The sequence below is a fragment of the Serratia surfactantfaciens genome (genome assembly GCF_001642805.2).
In the GTDB taxonomy this organism is placed as follows: domain Bacteria; phylum Pseudomonadota; class Gammaproteobacteria; order Enterobacterales; family Enterobacteriaceae; genus Serratia; species Serratia surfactantfaciens.
In genome coordinates, this window is sequence record NZ_CP016948.1 from 1 (window position 1) to 22,542 (window position 22,542).

The 22,542-nt window shown below is 59.7% G+C and carries 18 protein-coding genes and 1 other annotated feature; of the genes, 14 read left to right on the forward strand and 4 right to left on the reverse strand.

The annotated features are described in order from the left end of the window. The first annotated feature begins 195 nt into the window (after window positions 1-195). From thrL to thrC, 4 genes are all read left to right on the forward strand, one after another. Window positions 196-264, forward strand: coding sequence for a thr operon leader peptide (thrL, locus tag ATE40_RS23940; RefSeq protein WP_071998276.1), 69 nt, complete (start codon window positions 196-198; stop codon window positions 262-264). Beyond that, window positions 203-320, forward strand: a sequence feature (Thr leader region). Its footprint overlaps the gene before it by 62 nt. A gap of 24 nt (window positions 321-344) precedes the next feature. Then, complete coding sequence (gene thrA / locus ATE40_RS00005) at window positions 345-2,804, forward strand: bifunctional aspartate kinase/homoserine dehydrogenase I (RefSeq protein ID WP_063918132.1); 2,460 nt, start codon at window positions 345-347, stop codon at window positions 2,802-2,804. Window position 2,805: 1 nt separating this feature from the next. Then, window positions 2,806-3,735: a homoserine kinase gene (thrB, locus tag ATE40_RS00010; protein WP_063918133.1), complete on the forward strand. Its 930-nt coding sequence runs from the start codon at window positions 2,806-2,808 to the stop codon at window positions 3,733-3,735. 3 nt (window positions 3,736-3,738) lie between these two features. After that, window positions 3,739-5,028 carry a threonine synthase gene (gene thrC, locus ATE40_RS00015; protein ID WP_063918134.1) on the forward strand — a complete coding sequence of 430 codons (1,290 nt, stop codon included), beginning with the start codon at window positions 3,739-3,741 and terminating at the stop codon, window positions 5,026-5,028. A 46-nt stretch (window positions 5,029-5,074) separates the two neighbouring features. On the opposite strand, the gene yaaA is transcribed toward thrC, so the two are convergent. Then, window positions 5,075-5,851, reverse strand: coding sequence for a peroxide stress protein YaaA (gene yaaA / locus ATE40_RS00020; RefSeq protein WP_025159625.1), 777 nt, complete (start codon window positions 5,849-5,851; stop codon window positions 5,075-5,077). 105 nt (window positions 5,852-5,956) lie between these two features. Beyond that, complete coding sequence (locus ATE40_RS00025; protein ID WP_063918135.1) at window positions 5,957-7,393, reverse strand: alanine/glycine:cation symporter family protein; 1,437 nt, start codon at window positions 7,391-7,393, stop codon at window positions 5,957-5,959. A gap of 383 nt (window positions 7,394-7,776) precedes the next feature. On the opposite strand from ATE40_RS00025, the gene tal reads away from it, so the two are divergent. From tal to ATE40_RS00040, 3 genes are all read left to right on the forward strand, one after another. Next, complete coding sequence (tal, locus tag ATE40_RS00030; RefSeq protein ID WP_004932982.1) at window positions 7,777-8,730, forward strand: transaldolase; 954 nt, start codon at window positions 7,777-7,779, stop codon at window positions 8,728-8,730. Window positions 8,731-8,881: 151 nt separating this feature from the next. After that, window positions 8,882-9,469, forward strand: a complete 588-nt coding sequence (gene mog, locus ATE40_RS00035; RefSeq protein WP_004932980.1) for a molybdopterin adenylyltransferase — start codon at window positions 8,882-8,884, stop codon at window positions 9,467-9,469. A gap of 124 nt (window positions 9,470-9,593) precedes the next feature. After that, on the forward strand, window positions 9,594-10,901 hold the full coding sequence (locus ATE40_RS00040) for an MFS transporter (RefSeq protein WP_063918136.1): 1,308 nt from the start codon (window positions 9,594-9,596) through the stop codon (window positions 10,899-10,901). Between the two features lie 42 nt (window positions 10,902-10,943). On the opposite strand, the gene satP is transcribed toward ATE40_RS00040, so the two are convergent. Further along, window positions 10,944-11,543 (reverse strand): acetate uptake transporter, encoded by a 600-nt coding sequence (gene satP, locus ATE40_RS00045; protein WP_025159626.1) that lies wholly within the window; start codon window positions 11,541-11,543, stop codon window positions 10,944-10,946. 324 nt (window positions 11,544-11,867) lie between these two features. On the opposite strand from satP, the gene dnaK reads away from it, so the two are divergent. The 4 genes from dnaK to nhaR all read left to right on the forward strand — a co-directional run bounded on the left by dnaK (window position 11,868) and on the right by nhaR (window position 17,505). Next, window positions 11,868-13,781 (forward strand): molecular chaperone DnaK, encoded by a 1,914-nt coding sequence (gene dnaK / locus ATE40_RS00050; RefSeq protein ID WP_004932972.1) that lies wholly within the window; start codon window positions 11,868-11,870, stop codon window positions 13,779-13,781. 105 nt (window positions 13,782-13,886) lie between these two features. Further along, window positions 13,887-15,011, forward strand: a complete 1,125-nt coding sequence (gene dnaJ / locus ATE40_RS00055; protein ID WP_004932969.1) for a molecular chaperone DnaJ — start codon at window positions 13,887-13,889, stop codon at window positions 15,009-15,011. A gap of 236 nt (window positions 15,012-15,247) precedes the next feature. Continuing rightward, window positions 15,248-16,414 carry a Na+/H+ antiporter NhaA gene (nhaA, locus tag ATE40_RS00060; protein WP_019455019.1) on the forward strand — a complete coding sequence of 389 codons (1,167 nt, stop codon included), beginning with the start codon at window positions 15,248-15,250 and terminating at the stop codon, window positions 16,412-16,414. A 191-nt stretch (window positions 16,415-16,605) separates the two neighbouring features. After that, window positions 16,606-17,505 carry a transcriptional activator NhaR gene (gene nhaR / locus ATE40_RS00065; protein ID WP_025159627.1) on the forward strand — a complete coding sequence of 300 codons (900 nt, stop codon included), beginning with the start codon at window positions 16,606-16,608 and terminating at the stop codon, window positions 17,503-17,505. Between the two features lie 71 nt (window positions 17,506-17,576). Here nhaR and rpsT read toward each other — a convergent pair whose 3' ends face one another. Continuing rightward, window positions 17,577-17,840 carry a 30S ribosomal protein S20 gene (rpsT, locus tag ATE40_RS00070; RefSeq protein ID WP_004932960.1) on the reverse strand — a complete coding sequence of 88 codons (264 nt, stop codon included), beginning with the start codon at window positions 17,838-17,840 and terminating at the stop codon, window positions 17,577-17,579. A 390-nt stretch (window positions 17,841-18,230) separates the two neighbouring features. On the opposite strand from rpsT, the gene ribF reads away from it, so the two are divergent. The 3 genes from ribF to lspA are packed head-to-tail and all read left to right on the forward strand — an operon-like array spanning window position 18,231 to window position 22,541. Further along, the gene (gene ribF, locus ATE40_RS00075) at window positions 18,231-19,169 is read left to right on the forward strand and encodes a bifunctional riboflavin kinase/FAD synthetase (RefSeq protein ID WP_019455021.1); all 939 of its coding nucleotides are present in this window, start codon (window positions 18,231-18,233) and stop codon (window positions 19,167-19,169) included. A 32-nt stretch (window positions 19,170-19,201) separates the two neighbouring features. Continuing rightward, complete coding sequence (ileS, locus tag ATE40_RS00080) at window positions 19,202-22,018, forward strand: isoleucine--tRNA ligase (protein ID WP_063918137.1); 2,817 nt, start codon at window positions 19,202-19,204, stop codon at window positions 22,016-22,018. Window positions 22,019-22,031: 13 nt separating this feature from the next. Continuing rightward, entirely contained in the window at window positions 22,032-22,541 is a 510-nt protein-coding gene (lspA, locus tag ATE40_RS00085; RefSeq protein WP_019455023.1) for a signal peptidase II, read from the forward strand. The last annotated feature ends 1 nt before the right edge of the window (window position 22,542 follow it).

The window sequence follows — 22,542 nt, forward strand, 5'->3', positions numbered from 1 at the left end:
GGTTACTCAGTGTGATCTACTGGTAAATTGCCGCTAAGTCGTGTTTTTGTTCTGTCATCTTGCTTTTTACCTGCGATATCGCGCAATGATGCCGTTGAACGGAAAATAAGCAAAAAAAAGAAATCGTTTGACTTGGGATAGCGATTGCTTTAACCAATAGAGGGGACAGAACATTTCATGAGACAGACAGACAACATGCGCAACATCAGCCTGAATACCACAATTATTACCACCACCGATACCACAGGTAACGGGGCGGGCTGACGCGCACAGGAAACACAGAAAAAAGCCCGCACCTAATCAGTGCGGGCTTTTTTTTCGGCTTAAATTCGGAGAGATCACAAATGCGAGTGCTGAAATTTGGCGGAACCTCGGTAGCGAATGCAGAACGTTTTCTGCGCGTCGCCGACATCATGGAGAGTAACGCGCGTCAGGGACAGGTAGCCACGGTCTTGTCCGCCCCCGCAAAGATCACCAACCATCTGGTGGCGATGATCGACAAAACGGTGGCGGGTCAGGACATTCTGCCGAATATCAGCGACGCAGAGCGGATCTTTGCCGACCTGCTGAGCGGCCTGGCGCAGGCGCTGCCGGGCTTTGAGTACGATCGCCTGAAAGGCATGGTCGAGCAGGAGTTCGCGCAGCTCAAGCAGGTGCTGCACGGCGTCTCGCTGCTGGGGCAGTGCCCGGATAGCGTCAATGCGGCGATCATCTGCCGCGGCGAAAAGCTCTCCATCGCCATCATGGAAGGGGTGTTCCGCGCCAAGGGCTACCCGGTCACGGTAATCAATCCGGTGGAGAAACTGCTGGCGCAGGGCCACTACCTGGAGTCCACCGTGGACATCGCCGAATCCACGCTGCGCATCGCCGCCGCGGCGATCCCGGCTGACCACATCGTGCTGATGGCCGGTTTCACCGCCGGTAACGACAAAGGCGAGCTGGTGGTGCTGGGCCGCAACGGCTCCGACTATTCCGCCGCGGTGTTGGCCGCCTGCCTGCGCGCCGACTGTTGCGAGATCTGGACCGACGTCGACGGCGTTTATACCTGCGATCCGCGCACCGTGCCAGACGCCAGGTTGCTGAAATCGATGTCGTACCAAGAGGCGATGGAGCTCTCCTATTTCGGCGCCAAAGTATTGCACCCCCGCACCATCACGCCGATTGCCCAGTTCCAAATCCCTTGCCTGATTAAAAACACCTCCAACCCGCAGGCCCCCGGCACGCTGATCGGTCAGGACGGCACCGATGACGCGATGCCGGTGAAAGGCATCACCAACCTGAACAACATGGCGATGATCAACGTCTCCGGGCCGGGCATGAAAGGCATGGTCGGCATGGCCGCCCGGGTGTTCGCCGTGATGTCGCGCGCCGGCATTTCGGTGGTGCTGATCACCCAGTCCTCTTCCGAATACAGCATCAGCTTCTGCGTGCCGCAAGGCGAGCTGCAGCGCGCCCGTCGGGCGCTGGAAGAGGAGTTTTATCTGGAGTTGAAAGACGGCGTGCTGGATCCGCTGGATGTGATGGAACGCCTGGCGATCATCTCGGTGGTCGGCGACGGCATGCGCACCCTGCGCGGCATCTCCGCGCGCTTCTTCTCCGCGCTGGCGCGCGCCAACATCAATATCGTCGCCATCGCCCAGGGGTCTTCCGAGCGCTCAATCTCGGTGGTGGTCAGCAATGACTCCGCCACCACCGGCGTGCGCGTCAGCCACCAGATGCTGTTCAATACCGATCAGGTGATCGAAGTGTTCGTCATCGGCGTCGGCGGCGTCGGCGGGGCGTTGATCGAGCAGATCTACCGCCAGCAGCCGTGGCTGAAGCAAAAGCATATCGATCTGCGGGTGTGCGGCATCGCCAACTCGCGCGTGATGCTGACCAACGTGCACGGCATCGCGCTGGACAGCTGGCGCGACGAGCTGGCCGGCGCGCAGGAGCCGTTCAATCTCGGCCGCCTGATCCGGCTGGTGAAAGAATATCACCTGCTGAACCCGGTGATCGTCGACTGCACCTCCAGCCAGGCGGTGGCCGATCAATACGCGGACTTCCTGGCGGACGGCTTCCACGTGGTGACGCCGAACAAAAAGGCCAACACCTCGTCGATGAACTATTATCAGCAACTGCGCGCGGCCGCCGCCGGTTCGCATCGCAAGTTCCTGTACGATACCAACGTCGGCGCCGGTCTGCCGGTGATCGAGAACCTGCAAAACCTGCTGAACGCCGGCGATGAGCTGGTGCGTTTCTCCGGCATCCTGTCCGGTTCGCTGTCCTTTATCTTCGGCAAGCTGGACGAAGGGTTGTCGCTGTCGGCGGCGACTCTGCAGGCCCGGGCCAACGGTTACACGGAGCCGGATCCGCGCGACGATCTGTCCGGTATGGACGTGGCGCGCAAGCTGCTGATCCTGGCGCGCGAGGCCGGTTACAAACTGGAGCTGAGCGATATCGAGGTCGAGCCGGTGCTGCCGCCGTCCTTCGACGCCTCGGGCGACGTGGATCAGTTCCTGGCGCGGTTGCCGGAACTGGATAAAGAGTTTGCGCGCAACGTGGCCAACGCCGCCGAGCAAGGCAAGGTGCTGCGCTATGTCGGCCTGATCGACGAAGGGCGCTGCAAGGTGCGCATTGAGGCGGTGGACGGCAACGATCCGTTGTATAAAGTGAAGAACGGCGAGAACGCGCTGGCCTTCTACAGCCGCTACTATCAGCCGCTGCCGCTGGTGCTGCGCGGCTACGGCGCCGGTAACGATGTGACCGCAGCGGGCGTGTTCGCCGATCTGCTGCGCACACTGTCATGGAAGTTGGGAGTTTAATATGGTTAAGGTGTATGCACCGGCCTCGATCGGTAACGTCAGCGTCGGTTTTGATGTGCTGGGCGCGGCGGTTTCGCCGATCGACGGCACGCTGCTGGGCGACTGCGTCAGCGTGGAAGCCGCCGAGACGTTCAGTCTGCAAAACGCCGGGCGCTTCGTCAGCAAGCTGCCGGCCGATCCGAAAGAGAACATCGTCTATCAATGCTGGGAGCGTTTCTGCCAGGAGATCGGCCGCGAAGTACCGGTGGCGATGCGTTTGGAAAAGAATATGCCGATCGGTTCGGGGCTGGGTTCCAGCGCCTGTTCGGTGGTCGCCGGGCTGATGGCGATGAACGAATACTGCGATCGCCCGCTGGACAAAAACACGATGCTCGGGTTGATGGGCGAGCTGGAAGGGCGCATTTCCGGCAGCGTGCATTACGACAACGTAGCGCCTTGCTACCTGGGCGGTCTGCAGCTGATGCTGGAAGAAGACGGCATTATCAGCCAGGAAGTGCCGTGCTTCGACGATTGGCTGTGGGTGATGGCCTATCCGGGCATCAAGGTCTCCACCGCCGAAGCGCGCGCTATTTTACCCGCGCAGTACCGCCGCCAGGATTGCATCAGCCATGGCCGTTATCTGGCCGGCTTTATTCACGCCTGCCACACCCGGCAGCCGCAGCTGGCCGCCAAATTGATGAAGGACGTGATCGCCGAACCGTACCGCACCCGGCTGCTGCCGGGCTTCGCCGAAGCGCGCAAGGCGGCGCAGGAGATCGGCGCGCTGGCCTGCGGCATCTCCGGCTCCGGCCCGACGCTGTTCGCCGTCTGCAACGACGGCGCCACCGCGCAACGCATGGCCGCCTGGCTGCAACAACACTATCTGCAAAACGACGAAGGTTTTGTTCATATTTGCCGTCTGGATACCGCAGGCGCTCGACTACTGGGATAACGCATGAAACTGTACAACCTTAAGGATCACAACGAGCAGGTCAGCTTCGCGCAGGCGATCAAACAAGGCCTGGGCAAGCAGCAGGGGCTGTTTTTCCCGCTGGAGCTGCCGGAGTTCGAACTGACCGAGATTGACCAGCTGCTGGAGCAGGACTTTGTCACCCGTAGCAGCCGCATTCTGTCGGCCTTTATCGGCGAAGAAGTGCCGGAGGCGGCGCTGAAGAAACGCGTGCAGGCCGCCTTTGAGTTTCCGGCACCGGTAGCGAAAGTGACCGAGGATGTCTCTTGCCTGGAGCTGTTCCACGGCCCGACGCTGGCGTTCAAAGACTTCGGCGGCCGCTTTATGGCGCAGATGCTGGCGGAAGTGGCCGGCGATCAGCCGGTGACCATTTTGACCGCCACCTCCGGCGACACCGGCGCCGCCGTGGCGCACGCCTTCTATGGCCTGAAGAACGTTCGGGTGGTGATCCTCTACCCGCAGGGCAAAATCAGCCCGCTGCAGGAAAAGCTGTTCTGCACCCTGGGCGGCAATATTCACACCGTGGCGATCGACGGCGATTTCGACGCCTGCCAGGCGCTGGTGAAGCAGGCGTTCGACGATCAGGAGTTGAAAGAGGCGCTGCACCTGAACTCGGCCAACTCGATCAACATCAGCCGCTTGCTGGCGCAGATCTGCTACTACTTCGAAGCGGTGGCGCAGTTGCCGCAGGAAGCGCGCAATCAGCTGGTGATTTCGGTGCCGAGCGGCAACTTCGGCGATCTGACCGCCGGGTTGCTGGCCAAATCGCTGGGCCTGCCGGTGAAGCGCTTCATCGCCGCGACCAACGCCAACGACACCGTGCCGCGCTTCCTGACCAGCGGCCAGTGGCAGCCGCACGCCACGGTAGCGACGCTGTCCAACGCCATGGACGTGAGCCAGCCAAACAACTGGCCGCGCGTGGAGGAGCTGTTCCGTCGTAAGGTCTGGCAACTGAAAGAGCTGGGGCACGCGGCGGTCAGCGATGAGACCACCCAAGACACCATGCGTGAACTGGCTGAGCTGGGCTATATCTCCGAACCGCATGCGGCCATCGCTTACCGCGCGCTGCGCGATCAGCTGCAGGAAGGGGAGTTCGGGCTGTTCCTCGGCACCGCGCATCCGGCCAAGTTTAAAGAGAGCGTGGAAGCGATCCTCGGCCAGGAACTGCCGTTGCCGAAAGCGCTGGCGCTGCGGGCCGATCTGCCGCTGCTGTCGCACACGCTGCCGGCCAATTTCGGCGAGCTGCGCAAATTCCTGATGGGGCTGCCGGCCTGACGTTCGGCCGGCTAAAATGCGAAAAGCCGTCTTGCGACGGCTTTTTTTATGCCTGTTCCGGGCGTTTGAACACCAGCTCGTTGCCCTGCGAGGCGGCTTCGTCGAAGGCGTAGCCTTCCAGATTGAAGTCCACCAGCTGCTCGCTGCGCGTCAGGCGGTTTTTGATGATAAAGCGGCTCATCAACCCGCGCGCTTTTTTGGCGTAGAAGCTGATGACCTTGTACTTGCCGTTCTTCTCGTCGAGGAACACCGGCTTGATCAGCGCGCCATGCAGTTTGGCCGGCTTCACCGCCTTGAAATACTCGTCGGACGCCAGGTTGACCACCACGTCGTCGCCCTGCTGCTCCAGCGCTTCGTTGAGTTTTTGGGTGATCTGATCGCCCCAGAAGCTGTACAGGTCTTTGCCTTTCGGGTTTTCCAGCTTGATGCCCATCTCCAGCCGGTACGGCATCATCAGATCGAGCGGGCGCAGCACGCCATACAGGCCGGACAGCATGCGCAAATGCTGTTGGGCGAAGTCGAAATCGGCTTCGTTGAAATCCTGCGCCTGCAGGCCGGTATAAACATCGCCCTTGAAGGCCAGCAGCGCCTGGCGGGCGTTGTCCGGGGTAAATTTCGGCTGCCATTCGCTAAAGCGCGCGGCGTTGAGCCCGGCCAGCTTGTCGCTGATGCTCATCAGGCTGGCGATTTGCGCCGGCGTCAGCTCGCGGCAAATTTTGATAAGCCGCTGAGACTTGTCCAGCAGTTCGGGCTGCGTGAAGCGTTGTGTCGCCAGCGGGCTTTCGTAATCGAGCGTTTTTGCAGGGGAAATAATAACGAGCATGGCCAGATCCTGTTTATCCAAGTGCGCATACTGTAGCAAAAAGCGCGTAAAAAAGGGGCAATCGGTCCAATAGGCGGGGCGCGCATCGCACACGCCCCGGAAAATTCAGCGCGGCGGCTGTTGATCGTCCCACACGCCCGGCTCCAGCTGCGACTTCAGCTCCGGGTAGCGGTTGGCATCGAAGGTCGGCAGTTTGCCCAGGCGGCGCTGACGGTGGTAATCGTCGGCCAGCTTCAGCGCCACCCGCGACAGCAGCAGGATCGCCGTCAGGTTGGTGATCGCCATCAATGCCATGGAGGTATCCGCCATTTTCCACACCAGCGGCAGCTCCGCTAGCGCGCCGAACATCACCATGCCCAGCGCCACGCAGCGGAAGATCAGCAGGCCGCCCGGGTGGTTGTGCTCGAGGAACACCAGGTTGCTCTCGGCATAGGCGTAGTTGGCGATGATCGAGGTAAAGGCGAAGAAGAAGATGGCGATGGCGACGAACGGCGCGCCCCAACTGCCGACGGCGGTCGACAGCGCGCGCTGGGTCAGATCGATGCCGCTGATGCTGTCGGTCGGCTGATCGAGAATGCCGGAGGAGAGGATGATCGCCGCGGTGGCGCTGCAGATGACGATGGTATCGATAAACACCCCGAGCATTTGCACGTAGCCCTGTGAGGCGGGATGCGGCGGATAAGGCGAGGCGGACGCCGCGGCGTTGGGCGCCGATCCCATGCCGGCTTCGTTGGAGAACAGGCCGCGCTGCACGCCCTGAGTCATCGCCTGAGAAATGCCGTAACCGACCGCGCCTGCCGCGGCTTCCTGCAGGCCGAATGCACTTTTGAAGATCAGCGTCAGGATCGCCGGCATGTGTTCGATGTTATGACCAATCACCCAGAGGGCCAGCAGCAGGTAGGCGCCGGCCATCAGTGGCACCACCAGCTCGGCCACTTTGGCGATGGAGCGGATGCCGCCGAAGATCACCACGCCGCTCAGCACCACCAGGCCGATGCCGACATGCAGCGGCTGTAAGTGGAAGGCGACGGCGGAGGCCTGCGCGATGGAGTTGGCCTGTACGGCGTTGAACACCAGACCGAAAGCGATGATCAAGAAAATGGAAAACAACACGCCCATCCAGCGCATGCCAAGGCCTTTTTCCATGTAGTAGGCCGGGCCGCCGCGGTAGTTGCCGTTATCGTCCTTGGTTTTGTAGAGCTGCGCCAGCGAGCTTTCCACAAATGAGGTGGCCATGCCGATAAACGCTACCACCCACATCCAGAAGATGGCGCCGGGGCCGCCGGCGGTCAGGGCGATGGCGACGCCGGTCAGATTGCCGGTGCCGACGCGCGCGGCCAGCGTGGTGCACAGCGCCTGGAAAGAGGAGATGCCGGCGCTGTCGCTTTTATTGCTGTTTTTCAACACCGAGAACATGTGGCTGAAGTGGCGGAGCTGAATAAAGCGGGTGCGCAACGTGAAGTAAATGCCGGTGCCAAGCAGCAGATAAATCAGCACCGACCCCCACAAAATGTTGTTTATAAAATTCATCAGGTCCGTCAAGGGATCCCTCCTCTTATCGAAATTTAATGCGCACCTGGCAGCATCCACCGCAGGTGAAAAACATTGGCCTATTTTTTACAAGAGCTTAGCTGGAATCGGTCCGGCGTCAGTCGATTAAGATTTTTCGCAGATTAGCGGACGAATTGCATCAATTTTTTCGAATTTAACATAATTTATTCGGGTGATAGCACGTTATTGCCTTTTCATCCGCTCGGTAATGGCGAAAGATATCGGCGTAAACGGTTGCTCGCCCAAGGATAAAACAGATGCTTGCGCGCCGCGGTTTTCCAGCCTTGCACCGGGCTTGGCGCATGTTATTATCAGGGCAGGGCATGGTTGAACAATGCCAAAAGTTCATGCACAAACGATGAGATAATGCCAACATGACCGACAAATTAACTTCCCTGCGCCAGCTGACTACGGTGGTTGCAGATACGGGTGATATCGCGGCAATGAAGCTGTATCAACCGCAGGACGCCACAACCAACCCTTCGCTGATCCTCAATGCAGCCCAAATTCCTGAATACCGCAAACTGATTGACGAAGCCATCGCCTGGGCGCGCGGCCAGAGCAGCGATCGCGAGCAGCAGATCGCCGACGCCGCCGACAAGCTGGCGGTCAACATCGGTCTGGAGATCCTCAAACTGGTTCCGGGCCGCATCTCCACCGAGGTGGACGCGCGTCTGTCTTACGACACCGTGGCCAGCGTGGCCAAGGCCAAGCGCCTGATCAAGCTGTACAACGAAGCCGGCATCAGCAACGATCGCATCCTGATCAAACTGGCTTCTACCTGGCAGGGCATCCGCGCGGCGGAGCAGCTGGAGAAAGAAGGCATCAACTGTAACCTGACCCTGCTGTTCTCCTTCGCTCAGGCTCGCGCCTGCGCCGAAGCTGGCGTTTACCTGATCTCGCCGTTCGTCGGCCGTATCCTCGACTGGTACAAAGCCAACGGCGACAAGAAAGAGTTTGCGCCGCATGAAGATCCGGGCGTGATCTCCGTGACCGAGATTTACCAGTACTACAAACAGCACGGTTACAACACCGTGGTGATGGGCGCCAGCTTCCGTAACGTCGGCGAAATCATCGAGCTGGCCGGCTGCGACCGCCTGACTATCGCCCCTGCGCTGCTGAAAGAGCTGGCGGAGAGCGAAGGCGCGCTGGAGCGCAAACTGTCTTACACCGGTGAAGTGAAGGCGCGTCCTGCCGCACTGACTGAACCTGAGTTCTACTGGCAGCACAACCAGGATCCGATGGCGGTTGAAAAACTGACCGACGGCATCCGCAAGTTCGCCGTAGACCAGGGCAAACTGGAAAAAATGATCGCCGACCTGCTGTAATCGCCGCAGATCGCACAGTAAAAAGGTGGCTCAGGCCACCTTTTTTTATGCCCGGCGCTCCCGCCGGCGGGGGAAGCCCTTATACTCTCGGCAATGACAACAGAGCGGGGGACGAACCCGTTCGGACCCCATCAGGCAGTAGAGGTTACGCATGGATATTTTACGTATTGGTTTGGTTTCCGTTTCCGACCGCGCTTCCGGCGGCGTTTACCAGGATAAAGGCATCCCGGCGCTGGAAGAGTGGCTGAGCGGCGCGCTGGCAACGCCGTTCAAGCTGGAAACCCGACTGATCCCCGATGAGCAGACGCAGATTGAACAAACGCTGTGTGAGCTGGTGGATGAAATGGGCTGCCATCTGGTGCTGACTACCGGTGGCACCGGGCCGGCGCGCCGCGACGTCACCCCCGACGCCACGCTGGCGATCGCCGATCGCGTGATGCCCGGCTTCGGCGAGCAAATGCGTCAGATCAGCCTACACTATGTGCCAACGGCAATTCTTTCTCGTCAGGTGGGCGCGATCCGTAAACAGGCGCTGATCATCAACCTGCCCGGTCAGCCGAAGTCGATCAAGGAGACGCTGGAAGGGGTGAAGGATGAGCAGGGCAATGCGGTGGTACACGGCATCTTCGCCAGCGTGCCTTATTGCATTCAACTGCTCGACGGGCCTTACGTCGAAACGCACGCCGCGGTGGTAGCAGCATTTCGGCCAAAGAGCGCGCGCCGCGAGATAAACCTCTAAATTTCAGCGTTCTGCGACATCGGCTTCAGTCCGTCTGGTGTGAAAATAATTTGCCGCTATAGTAAGGATTCTTTTACAAAAAGCCTGCGGCTTTTATTTTTACAGCCTTTACCGACGGTGCCCTATGCCTCACGACACTAATCGCCGGCTGAACCGGCAAGACTACAAAACGCTGACGTTGGCCGCGTTGGGCGGCGCGCTGGAGTTTTACGACTTCATCATCTTCGTGTTCTTCGCCGCCGTGGTCGGCGATCTGTTCTTCCCGGCGGACATGCCGGAGTGGCTGCGGTTGGTGCAGACCTTCGGCATTTTCGCCGCCGGCTATCTGGCCCGCCCGCTGGGCGGCATCGTGATGGCGCACTTCGGCGATCTGGTCGGCCGCAAAAAGATGTTTACCCTGAGCATTCTGCTGATGGCGTTGCCGACGCTGGCGATGGGCCTGCTGCCGACCTACGCCAGCATCGGCATCGCCGCGCCGCTGTTGTTGCTGTTGATGCGCGTGCTGCAAGGGGCGGCGATCGGCGGGGAAGTGCCAGGCGCCTGGGTCTTCGTCGCTGAACACGTGCCGCGCCGGCGCATCGGCTTCGCCTGTGGCACGCTGACCGCCGGGCTGACGGTCGGCATCCTGCTGGGTTCGGTGGTAGCGACGGTGATCAACACCACGCTCAGCCCGCAGAGCATCGCCGGCGGTGGCTGGCGCATTCCTTTCCTGCTGGGCGGCATGTTCGGCCTGGTGGCGATGTACCTGCGCCGCTGGCTGCAGGAAACGCCAATTTTCATCGAGATGCAGGCGCGTAAAGCGCTGGCCGAAGAACTGCCGTTGAAATCGGTGGTGCTCAACTACAAACGGGAAGTGGCGGTATCGATGCTGCTGACCTGGCTGCTCTCCGCCGGCATCGTGGTGGTGATCCTGATGACCCCGACCTATCTGCAAAAACAGTTCGGCATCGCGCCGGCGTTGACGCTGCAGGCTAACAGCATCGCCACCGTCATGCTGATCGCCGGCTGCATCGTCGCCGGCGTGTCGGCCGATCGTTTCGGCGCCAGCAAAACGCTGGTGGTCGGCAGTTTGCTGCTGGCCGGCTGCAGCTGGCTGTTTTATCAAACGGTGGGCGTACGCCCGGAAATGCTGTTCGCCTGCTATGCCCTGGTGGGGTTCAGCGTAGGCGTGGTGGGGGCTGTGCCGTACGTGATGGTGCGGGCATTCCCGGCGGAAGTGCGGTTTACCGGCATCTCGTTCTCATATAACGTCTCGTACGCTATTTTCGGCGGTTTAACCCCTATTTTTGTGACGCTGATCATGAAATTAACCCCGTTAGCGCCCGCTTACTACGTACTGGCGCTGTCGCTGATCGGGCTGCTGCTCGGTGTCTACCTGCATCGCGACCTCAACAGCGAAGCCGGAGAGCGGCAAGCCGATTCTTACAGCTAAAAAAAAGCCCTGCATCGCAGGGCTTTTCGTTAAGGGGGGCGATTACGCCGTGACCGGCGATGCCGCGACGCGAGCCGTAGCCGGTTCGCCAATCGGCAGCACGGTGCGGCCATACTGCTCGTTGAGCACTTCTGCCATCGCCAGGTAGATGGCGCTGGCGCCGCAGATGATGCCTTCATAGCCGGCGAAGGTCAGCAGCGCGTGGTTGCCGGTGATGTTGCCGACGGCCAGCAGGGCGAACAACAGCGTCAGGCTGGCGAACACGAACTGCAGCACGCGGTTGGCGCCGAGAGTACCGAAGAACATGAACAGGGTGAAGACGCCCCACAGCGCCAGGTAGATGCCCAGCACGTGCGCCTCGGTGGCTTCAGCCAGGCCCAGGCGCGGCAGCAGCAGCAGGCCGACCAGGCTCAGCCAGAAGCTGCCGTAGGCGGTAAACGCGGTCATGCCGAAGGTGTTGCCCTTCTTGTATTCCAGCAGACCGGCCAGGATCTGGGCCAGGCCACCGAAGAAAATTCCCATGCTGATGATGGCGGAGTTCAGTGGGAAAAAGCCCGCGTTGTGCAGGTTCAGCAAGACGGTGGTCATCCCGAAGCCCATCAGGCCGAGAGGGCCGGGATTCGCCAACTTGTTGGTGTGCATAAGTCCTCTGCGATAACAGAAAATTAACGGAAACAGCGAAGTAAAATAATAAATGGTCTGAATGGCCAAAAAATCGAAGTTTTCCATCAGAGCGCGCGCATCATAATGATCCCCGCAGCCGGAAACAATGATCTGAATGACGATAAAAAAAGAAATTTTTTTCGCCTTGCCCCTTGATGCCGGATTGTATGGCCCCATCTTATTTGCAACCGCAGTTGCTAACCGCGGGTCGCACTGAGATATCGGGCAGTTGAAAAGTAAAAAATCGCCCGCATATAGGTTAGCAACCTGACTGATTATGAATTTTTTAGTGGAGACGTTTAGATGGGCAAAATTATTGGTATCGACCTGGGTACTACCAACTCTTGCGTAGCAATTATGGATGGTGCCAAGGCACGCGTGCTGGAAAACGCCGAGGGCGACCGCACTACTCCTTCTATTATCGCATATACCCAGGACGGTGAAACTCTGGTTGGCCAGCCGGCTAAGCGTCAGGCAGTGACCAACCCTGAAAACACCCTGTTCGCCATCAAGCGCCTGATCGGTCGCCGCTTCCAGGATGAAGAAGCGCAGCGCGACAAAGCGATCATGCCGTACAAAATCGTCGAAGCCGACAACGGCGACGCCTGGCTGGAAGTGAAAGGCCAGAAAATGGCTCCGCCGCAGATCTCTGCGGAAGTGCTGAAGAAAATGAAGAAAACGGCGGAAGATTACCTGGGTGAACCGGTAACTGAAGCGGTTATCACCGTACCGGCTTACTTCAACGACGCCCAGCGTCAGGCGACCAAAGACGCCGGCCGCATCGCGGGTCTGGAAGTAAAACGCATCATCAACGAACCGACCGCTGCGGCCCTGGCCTACGGTCTGGACAAAGAAGTCGGCAACCGCACCATCGCGGTTTATGACTTGGGCGGCGGTACTTTCGATATCTCCATCATCGAAATCGACGACGTTGACGGCGAAAAAACCTTCGAAGTGCTGGCGACCAACGGTGACACCCACCTGGGCGGCGAAGACTTTGACAGCCGTCTGATCAACTATCTGGTGGAAGAGTTCAAGAAAGATCAGGGCATCGATCTGCGCAACGATCCGCTGGCGATGCAGCGTCTGAAAGAAGCCGCTGAGAAAGCGAAGATCGAGCTGTCTTCCGCGCAGCAGACCGACGTCAACCTGCCGTACATCACCGCAGATGCGACCGGTCCAAAACACATGAACATCAAAGTGACTCGCGCCAAACTCGAGTCGCTGGTTGAAGATCTGGTGGCGCGCTCCATCGAGCCGCTGAAAGTGGCACTGAAAGACGCAGGCCTGTCGGTTTCCGACATTCAGGACGTGATCCTGGTGGGCGGCCAGACCCGTATGCCAATGGTGCAGAAGAAAGTTGCAGACTTCTTCGGCAAAGAGCCGCGTAAAGACGTGAACCCGGACGAAGCGGTTGCCGTGGGCGCTGCGGTACAGGGCGGCGTGTTGGCCGGTGATGTGAAGGACGTTCTGCTGCTGGACGTGACCCCGCTGTCGCTGGGTATCGAAACCATGGGCAGCGTGATGACACCGCTGATCACCAAAAACACCACTATCCCGACCAAGCACAGCCAGGTGTTCTCTACCGCTGAAGACAACCAGTCTGCGGTAACCATCCACGTGCTGCAGGGTGAGCGTAAGCGCGCCAGCGATAACAAATCTCTGGGCCAGTTCAACCTGGACGGCATCCAGGCGGCACCGCGCGGCATGGCGCAGATCGAAGTGACCTTCGATATCGATGCCGACGGCATCCTGCACGTGTCTGCCAAAGACAAGAACACCGGCCGTGAGCAGAAGATCACCATCAAGGCATCTTCTGGCCTGAACGAAGACGAAATCCAGAAAATGGTGCGCGACGCCGAGCTGAATGCTGAAGCGGACCGCAAGTTCGAAGAGCTGGTGCAGACTCGTAACCAGGCGGATCACCTGATCCACGGCACTCGCAAGCAACTGGAAGAAGCGGGCGACAAACTGCCGGCGGAAGACAAAACGGCGATCGAAGCAGCGCTGAAAGATCTGGAAGCGGCGGTGAAAGGCGAAGACAAAGCCGAGATCGAAGCGAAGACTCAGGCGCTGGTGCAGGTTTCCGGCAAACTGCTGGAAATGGCTCAGGCGCAGCAGGCTCAGCAGGGTGCTGACGCCGGCGCGGACAACGCGGCGCAGAAAGACGACGACGTGGTTGACGCCGAGTTCGAAGAAGTTAAAGACAAAAAATAATCGCCCTTAAGCGGGCACGGGGCGGCGAGATGCCGCTCCCGGAAACCAGCACGGGCGTCGAGGCAACTCTGCGCCCGTGCACGCATGTTAAGGGTAAGCGAAAGAATGGCGAAGAAAGACTATTACGAGATTCTCGGCGTCAGTAAGACGGCGGATGAACGTGAGATCAAAAAGGCGTACAAGCGCCTGGCGATGAAATACCATCCTGACCGCAACCAGGAACAAGACGCCGAAACCAAGTTTAAAGAAGTTAAAGAAGCTTACGAAGTCCTGACCGACGATCAGAAACGCGCGGCCTACGACCAGTATGGGCACGCGGCCTTTGAACAGGGCGGCATGGGCGGCGGCGGCTTTGGCGGCGGTGCCGACTTCAGCGATATCTTTGGCGACGTGTTTGGCGACATCTTCGGCGGAGGCCGCCGTCAGCGCGCCAGCCGCGGTTCCGATCTGCGCTATAACATGGAGCTGACCCTCGAGGAAGCGGTACGTGGCGTCACCAAAGAGATCCGCATCCCGACGCTCGAAGAGTGCGACGTCTGCCACGGCAGCGGCGCCAAGCCGGGCAGCTCACCGGTTACCTGCCCAACCTGTCATGGTCAGGGGCAGGTGCAGATGCGCCAGGGCTTCTTCACCGTGCAGCAGGCGTGTCCGCACTGTCATGGTCGCGGTCAGATCATCAAAGATCCGTGCAACAAGTGCCACGGTCATGGCCGGGTAGAGAAATCCAAAACGCTGTCGGTGAAAATTCCGGCCGGCGTGGATACCGGTGACCGCATCCGCCTGGCGGGTGAAGGCGAAGCCGGCGAGCACGGCGCACCGGCGGGCGATCTGTACGTTCAGGTGCAGGTGAAAGCGCACCCGATCTTCGAGCGTGAAGGCAACAACCTGTACTGTGAAGTGCCGATCAACTTCGCCATGGCGGCGTTGGGCGGCGAGATAGAAGTGCCGACGCTGGATGGCCGGGTGAAACTGAAGGTGCCTTCGGAGACCCAAACCGGCAAGCTGTTCCGCATGCGCGGTAAGGGCGTGAAATCGGTGCGTGGCGGCAGCCAGGGCGACCTGCTGTGCCGCGTAGTGGTGGAAACCCCGGTCAATCTGAACGACAAGCAAAAGCAACTGCTGCGTGAGCTGGAAGAGAGCCTGGGTGGCCCGTCCGGTGACAAGAACAGCCCGCGTTCGAAGAGCTTCTTCGACGGGGTGAAAAAGTTCTTTGACGATCTGACTCGCTAACCTTCTGTTTATGTTGGCTTATGTGCGAACCCCGGGCTTTTGTCCCGGGGTTTTTATTTGTGCGCCAAACCGCTAATTCCCTAATATAAATGTGACTTATTCGTGCTTTCGGTCGGTTTTTTCGAGTTATTTAGCATTTATAAACTTATTTTTTCGAACTAAAACGCCATCTATACTCACTTCATGACTGTGGTTCGCAGGGCGCTGCGCCTTGCACAGATTTGGAGAGACGTATTGTGACCAACATTATTCGTCAATTTTTACGTCAGGAAGCCGCGGGCGGCATCATCCTGATCGCGGCGGCGATCGTCGCCCTGATTATGGCCAACACCCCGGCGCAAGGGATCTATCAGGCCTTTCTTAATCTGCCGGTGATGGTGAAGGTCGCTTCGCTGGAGATCGCCAAGCCGCTGCTGCTGTGGATCAACGACGGGCTGATGGCCATCTTCTTCCTGGTGGTGGGGCTTGAGGTCAAGCGCGAGCTGATGCAAGGTTCGCTGTCCGGACGCGACAAGGCGGTGTTTCCGGCGATCGCCGCGCTGGGCGGCATGCTGGCGCCGGCGCTGATTTACCTGCTGTTCAACGGCGCGGACGAAGTCACCCGCCAGGGCTGGGCGATCCCGGCCGCGACCGACATCGCCTTCGCCTTGGGCGTGATGGCGTTGCTGGGCAATCGCGTCCCGACCAGCCTGAAAGTGTTCCTGCTGGCATTGGCGATCATCGATGACCTGGGCGTGATTATCATCATCGCGCTGTTCTATACCCACGAAGTGTCGATGGTGGCGCTGGGCGTGGCGGCGGCGGCGACCGCGCTGCTGGCGGTGATGAACTGGCGTGGCGTCGGCAAGACCTCGCTGTACATGATGGTCGGCCTGGTGTTGTGGGTGGCGATCCTCAAGTCCGGGGTGCATGCGACGCTGGCCGGGGTGATCGTCGGCTTTATGATCCCGCTGAACGTGAAGAAGGGGCCATCGCCGTCGGAGACGCTGGAGCATGAGCTGCACCCGTGGGTGGCGTTTATGATCCTGCCGCTGTTCGCCTTCGCCAACGCCGGGGTGTCTCTGCAGGGCGTATCGCTGGAAGGGTTGACGTCGCTGCTGCCGGTAGGGATTGCGGCCGGCCTGTTTATCGGCAAGCCGCTGGGTATTTTCCTCTTCAGCCTGCTGGCGGTGAAGATGGGTATCGCCCGCTTGCCTGAGGGCATCGGCTTCAAACAGGTGTTTGCCGTTTCGGTGCTCTGTGGTATTGGTTTCACCATGTCGATTTTCATCGCCTCGCTGGCGTTCGGCGATGCGGATGCGGCGCTCAGCACCTATTCCCGTCTGGGGATCCTGTTGGGCTCCACCGCTGCGGCGGTGGTCGGGTACGGATTACTGCGATTGGCGTTGCCGCGCGTGCGTTAATCCTGAATGCGCCCGACAGGGGCGCATAAAAAATGGCTGGTCGGAGCTGTGCGGTATAAAATATGTGCAGCTTCGGCCGTTCTTCGTTGGGACTAATGGGGTTATACGTTGTCTGAAGCAGGGAAAGGAAGTTTGTCGCTCGTCACGGCACACCGTTTGCCGCTGCGAAACGTTGTTAAGGAGAGCCGCTCGTGAGGATGTCGCATATCAACTTTAATCACCTTTACTATTTCTGGCAGGTCTGCAAGGCCGGCTCCGTGGTCGGCGCCGCCGAAGCGTTGTTCCTGACGCCGCAGACCATCACCGGCCAGATCAAAGCGCTGGAAGAGCGGCTGGACGGCAAGTTGTTCAAGCGCCAGGGGCGCGGCTTGGTGCCTTCGGAACTGGGGCAACTGGTGTTCCGCTATGCCGACAAGATGTTTATGCTCAGCCAGGAAATGCTGGATATCGTCAACTACCGCAAAGAGTCCAACCTGCTGTTCGACGTCGGCGTGGCGGATGCGCTGTCGAAGCGGCTGGTCAGCCAGGTATTGGAGGCGGCGGTGGTGGTGGACAACGAACAGATCCACCTGCGCTGTTTTGAATCGACGCACGAGATGCTGCTGGAGCAGCTCAGCCAGCACAAACTGGATATGATCCTGTCGGATTGCCCGGTGGACTCCAGCCAGCAGGAAGGGCTGTTTTCGCTGAAGCTGGGCGAGTGCGGCATCAGTTTCTTCTGCCGCCAGCCGGCGCCGGAGCTGCCGTTCCCGGCCTGCCTGGAACAGCGCAAGCTGCTGATCCCCGGCCGCCGTTCGATGCTGGGGCGCAAGCTGCTCAACTGGTTCAATACGCAGGGCATCCAGGTGGAGATTCTGGGCGAGTTCGACGATGCGGCGCTGATGAAGGCCTTCGGTATGTACCACAATGCGATTTTCGTGGCGCCGACGCTGTATGCGCAGGATACCTACAACGATGACAACGTGGTGGAGATCGGACGCATCGACAGCGTGCAGGAGGAGTATTACATCATCTTCGCCGAGCGCATGATCCAGCACCCGGCGGTGCAGCGCGTGTGCAACAAAGATTTCTCGGCGCTATTTTCCTGCTAGCGGTTCGCTGAACGCAGGGCGTAAAAAAACCGGCCTGAGCCGGTTTTTTTATCAAGCAGATAACGAAATGCTTATTGCATTGCGTTGATGCGTGCAGTCAGGTTTGACTTATGACGCGCTGCTTTGTTTTTGTGGATCAGGCCTTTAGCTGCCTGACGGTCCACCAGTGGCTGCATTACCAGGAATGCATTTTGTGCTGCTTCTTTGTCGCCAGCTGCGATAGCTGCGTCTACCTTCTTGATGAAGGTACGCACCATTGAGCGACGGCTTGCGTTATGCTTGCGGCGTTTCTCAGACTGTACGGCGCGTTTCTTAGCTGATTTGATATTAGCCAAGGTCCAACTCCCAAATATATTCTATTGAGGACAATTCAAAGGCCGAGGAATATGCCCTTTTAGCCTTCGTTTGTCAATGGATTTGTGCAAATAAGCGCCGTTTGTACAGGCGGCACTCGCTACGTTGTGATGGCGCAGGATTTTACCAGCTTCGCTCTTGGGAATACAGTGTTTCGCGAGAAAATTCGCCAATGTTTTGCCGCACCGGGCGCAAGCCGTTGGCCGCGGTCGAGAATCGGCCCGGCGGCGCCGGATAAACTGCGGCGAAGCCGTTTCACGCGCAGATTATCTCCGGTATGGTATGTCTATTACATAAAGGCACCAATCGCGGGTTAACCTTACCGGCTGTACAAGGTATAATCCGCCGATTTCCACTGTTTTGAGCCAGCTATGGAGCTAATTCGCGGCATTCACAATATCCGGGCGCGCCACCATGGTTGCGTGCTCACCATCGGCAACTTTGACGGCGTGCATCGCGGCCATCAGGCGTTGCTGGAACAGTTGAAGCAACAGGGGAAACGCCTCGGGCTGCCGGTGATGGTCATGATCTTTGAGCCGCAGCCGCTGGAGATGTTCGCCGCAGACAAGGCGCCGGCCCGTTTGACGCGCCTGCGCGACAAGGCCAACTACCTGGCGCAGGCGGGTGTCGATTACCTGCTGTGCGTCAAATTCGATCCGCGTTTTGCCGCCAACACCGCGCAGGCGTTCGTCGCCGAGCTGCTGGTGGAAAAACTGGGCGTCAAATTCCTGATGGTGGGGGATGATTTTCGCTTTGGCGCCGGGCGTCAGGGCGATTTCCCGCTATTGCAGCAGGCCGGAAAAGAGTACGGCTTCGAGGTGGTCAGCACCCCGACCTTCCGCGAGGGCGAGCGGCGCATCAGCAGCACCGCGATCCGCACCGCGCTGAGCGAGGACGATCTGCCGCTGGCGGAGACCCTGCTGGGCCACCCTTACAGTATTTCAGGGCGGGTGGTGCATGGCGACGAGCTGGGGCGCACCATCGGCTTCCCGACCGCCAACCTGCCGCTCAAGCGCCTGGTGGCGCCGGTGAAAGGGGTATATGCGGTGGAGGTGTACGGCCTGGGGCCGCAGCCGCTGCCGGGCGTGGCCAACATCGGCACGCGCCCGACCGTCGCCGGCGTGCGCCAGCAGCTGGAAGTGCATCTGCTGGATGTCACAATGGATCTTTACGGGCGCCATATTGAGGTGGTGCTCCGCGCAAAATTGCGCAATGAACAGCGGTTTGCTTCGCTCGATGCCCTGAAGCAGCAGATCGCCAATGATGTGGTGACGGCCCGGAAGTTCTTCGGGCTACAGACACCGGTTTAATCTCTATAGCCGAAAACGGAACCGAGAATCTAATGAGTGACTACAAGAATACCCTGAACTTGCCGGAAACAGGGTTCCCGATGCGCGGCGACCTCGCCAAGCGTGAACCTGGCATGCTGCAACGTTGGTATGAACAGGATCTGTACGGGATTATTCGTACTGCCAAAAAGGGCAAAAAAACCTTCATTTTGCATGACGGCCCTCCGTATGCGAACGGCAGCATTCACATTGGTCACTCGGTTAACAAGATTCTCAAAGACATTATCATCAAGTCGAAAGGGATGGCCGGCTTCGACTCGCCTTATGTGCCGGGTTGGGACTGCCACGGCCTGCCGATCGAACTGAAGGTTGAACAGCTGTATGGCAAGCCGGGCGAGAAGCTGACGGCGGCCGAGTTCCGCCAGAAGTGCCGCGAATACGCGGCCGAGCAGGTTGAGGGCCAGAAGAAGGACTTCATCCGTCTGGGCGTGCTGGGCGATTGGGATCGTCCTTACCTGACCATGGACTTCAAAACAGAAGCCAACATCATCCGCGCGCTGGGCAAGATCATCAGCAACGGCCACCTGTTGAAAGGCGCCAAGCCGGTTCACTGGTGCACCGACTGCGGATCGTCGCTGGCGGAAGCGGAAGTGGAGTACTACGACAAGACTTCGCCGTCGATCGACGTGAGCTTCCATGCGGCCGATGCGGCTGCCGTGGCGGCCAAGTTCGGCGTGAGCAACTTCAGCGGCTCCATCTCCCTGGTTATCTGGACCACCACCCCGTGGACCCTGCCGGCCAACCGCGCGATCTCGCTGCACCCGGACTTCACCTATCAGCTGGTGCAGGTTGACGGCCAGTGCCTGATCCTGGCGGCCGAGCTGGTGGAAAGCGTGATGAAACGCGCCGGCATCACCGAGTGGACGGTGCTGGGCAGCTGCAAAGGCGCCGATCTGGAGCTGCTGCGCTTCAAACACCCGTTCATGGACTTCGACGTGCCGGCGATCCTCGGCGAGCACGTGACGCTGGACGCCGGTACCGGTGCGGTGCACACCGCGCCAGGCCACGGCCCGGACGACTTCGTGATCGGTCAGAAATACGGTCTGGAAGTGGCCAACCCGGTGGGGCCGAACGGCTGCTACCTGACCGGCACCCACCCACTGCTGGACGGCAAGTTCGTCTTCAAGGCCAACGATCTGATCGTCGACCTGTTGCGTGAGAAAGGCGCGCTGCTGCACGTCGAGAAGTTCCTGCACAGCTATCCGTGCTGCTGGCGCCACAAGACGCCGATCATCTTCCGCGCCACGCCGCAGTGGTTCATCAGCATGGATCAGAAAGGCCTGCGTCAGCAGTCGCTGGAAGAGATCAAGGGCGTGCAGTGGATCCCGGATTGGGGCCAGGCGCGCATCGAAATGATGGTCGCCAACCGCCCGGACTGGTGCATCTCGCGTCAGCGCACCTGGGGCGTGCCGATGTCGCTGTTCGTGCATAAAGAGACCGAGCAGCTGCACCCGCGCAGCGTCGAGCTGATGGAAGAAGTGGCCAAGCGCGTCGAGCAAGACGGCATTCAGGCCTGGTGGGATCTGGACGCGGCCGACATCCTCGGCGCGGAAGCCGCCGACTACGTGAAAGTGCCGGATACGCTGGACGTGTGGTTCGACTCCGGCTCCACTCACGCTTCGGTGGTTGACGTGCGCCCTGAGTTTAACGGTCACGGCGCCGACATGTATCTGGAAGGCTCCGACCAGCATCGCGGCTGGTTCATGTCATCGCTGATGATCTCCACCGCGATGAAGGGCAAAGCGCCTTACAAGGAAGTGCTGACCCACGGCTTCACCGTCGACGGCCAGGGCCGCAAGATGTCCAAGTCGATCGGCAACACCGTCAGCCCGCAGGACGTGATGAACAAGCTGGGCGGCGACATTCTGCGTCTGTGGGTGGCGTCGACCGACTACACTGGCGAGATCGCGGTGTCCGACGAGATCCTCAAGCGTTCCGCCGACTCTTATCGCCGCATCCGCAACACCGCGCGCTTCCTGCTGGCCAACCTGAACGGGTTCGAGCCGAGCACCGATTGCGTGGCGCCGGAAGACATGGTGGTGCTGGATCGTTGGGCGGTCGGCCGTGCGCTGGCGGCGCAGCGGGATATCGAGCAGGCTTACGCCAACTACGATTTCCACGAAGTGGTGCAGCGTCTGATGCAGTTTTGTTCGGTCGAGATGGGCTCGTTCTATCTGGATATCATCAAGGATCGCCAGTACACCGCCAAGAGCGACAGCGTCGCCCGCCGCAGCTGCCAGACCGCGCTGTATCACATCGTGGAAGCGCTGGTGCGCTGGATGGCGCCGATCATGTCGTTCACTGCGGACGAGATCTGGGGCTTCATGCCGGGCAAACGCGCGCAGTACGTGTTCACTGAAGAGTGGTACGACGGCCTGTTCGGGCTGGCGGAAGGCGAGCCGATGAACGACGCTTTCTGGGCCGAGTTGCTGAAAGTGCGCGGCGAAGTGAACAAGGTGCTGGAGCAGGCGCGTGCCGACAAACGCCTCGGCGGTTCGCTGGAAGCGGCGGTGACGCTGTATGCCGACAGCGAGTTGGCGGCGCGTCTGAACAGCCTGCAGGATGAGCTGCGCTTTGTGCTGCTGACCTCTGCGGCAAGCGTTGCGCCATTGGCGGATGCGCCGGCCGACGCACAGGCTTCCGAGCTGCTGAAAGGGCTGAAGATCGCCTTCAGCACGGCGCCGGGTGAGAAGTGCCCGCGCTGCTGGCATTACACCACCGATATCGGTCTGGTGGCGGAGCATGCAGACATCTGCGGCCGCTGTGTAAGCAACGTCGCCGGTGACGGCGAGAAACGTAACTTTGCCTGAGAATTCGCGCCTGATGAGTAAACCAATTTGTTCGACCGGCCTGCGTTGGCTGTGGGTTGTGGTGGCGGTGCTGGTGCTGGATTTCGGCAGCAAACAGTGGATCCTCGCTAACTTTGCGCTGGGCCAGTCCCAGCCGTTGATCCCGTCGTTCAACCTGTTTTACGCGCGCAACTACGGCGCTGCGTTCAGCTTCCTGGCCGACCATGGCGGCTGGCAGCGCTGGTTCTTCGCCGGCATCGCCATCGCCATCGTCGCGGTGCTGCTGGTGATGATGTATCGCAGCACTGCGCAGCAGAAGCTGAACAACATCGCCTACGCCTTTATTATCGGCGGGGCGTTGGGCAATCTGTTTGATCGCCTGTGGCACGGTTTCGTGGTCGACTTCATCGACTTCTACGTCGGTGATTGGCACTACCCGACCTTCAATCTGGCGGACAGCTTTATCTGCGTGGGTGCGGCGATGATCGTGCTGGAAGGTTTCCTGTCGCCGGCGAGCAAAGGCGCAAAGAGTAAAGGTGAGTAAT

Bases quoted from the DNA above. Each gene is read 5' to 3' on its own strand.
- thrA (WP_063918132.1), top strand. From the start codon at position 345: ATGCGAGTGCTGAAATTTGGCGGAACCTCGGTAGCGAATGCAGAACGT.
- thrB (WP_063918133.1), top strand. From the start codon at position 2,806: ATGGTTAAGGTGTATGCACCGGCCTCGATCGGTAACGTCAGCGTCGGT.
- thrC (WP_063918134.1), top strand. From the start codon at position 3,739: ATGAAACTGTACAACCTTAAGGATCACAACGAGCAGGTCAGCTTCGCG.
- yaaA (WP_025159625.1), bottom strand. From the start codon at position 5,851: ATGCTCGTTATTATTTCCCCTGCAAAAACGCTCGATTACGAAAGCCCG.
- tal (WP_004932982.1), top strand. From the start codon at position 7,777: ATGACCGACAAATTAACTTCCCTGCGCCAGCTGACTACGGTGGTTGCA.
- mog (WP_004932980.1), top strand. From the start codon at position 8,882: ATGGATATTTTACGTATTGGTTTGGTTTCCGTTTCCGACCGCGCTTCC.
- ATE40_RS00040 (WP_063918136.1), top strand. From the start codon at position 9,594: ATGCCTCACGACACTAATCGCCGGCTGAACCGGCAAGACTACAAAACG.
- satP (WP_025159626.1), bottom strand. From the start codon at position 11,543: ATGCACACCAACAAGTTGGCGAATCCCGGCCCTCTCGGCCTGATGGGC.
- dnaK (WP_004932972.1), top strand. From the start codon at position 11,868: ATGGGCAAAATTATTGGTATCGACCTGGGTACTACCAACTCTTGCGTA.
- dnaJ (WP_004932969.1), top strand. From the start codon at position 13,887: ATGGCGAAGAAAGACTATTACGAGATTCTCGGCGTCAGTAAGACGGCG.
- ribF (WP_019455021.1), top strand. From the start codon at position 18,231: ATGGAGCTAATTCGCGGCATTCACAATATCCGGGCGCGCCACCATGGT.
- ileS (WP_063918137.1), top strand. From the start codon at position 19,202: ATGAGTGACTACAAGAATACCCTGAACTTGCCGGAAACAGGGTTCCCG.
- lspA (WP_019455023.1), top strand. From the start codon at position 22,032: ATGAGTAAACCAATTTGTTCGACCGGCCTGCGTTGGCTGTGGGTTGTG.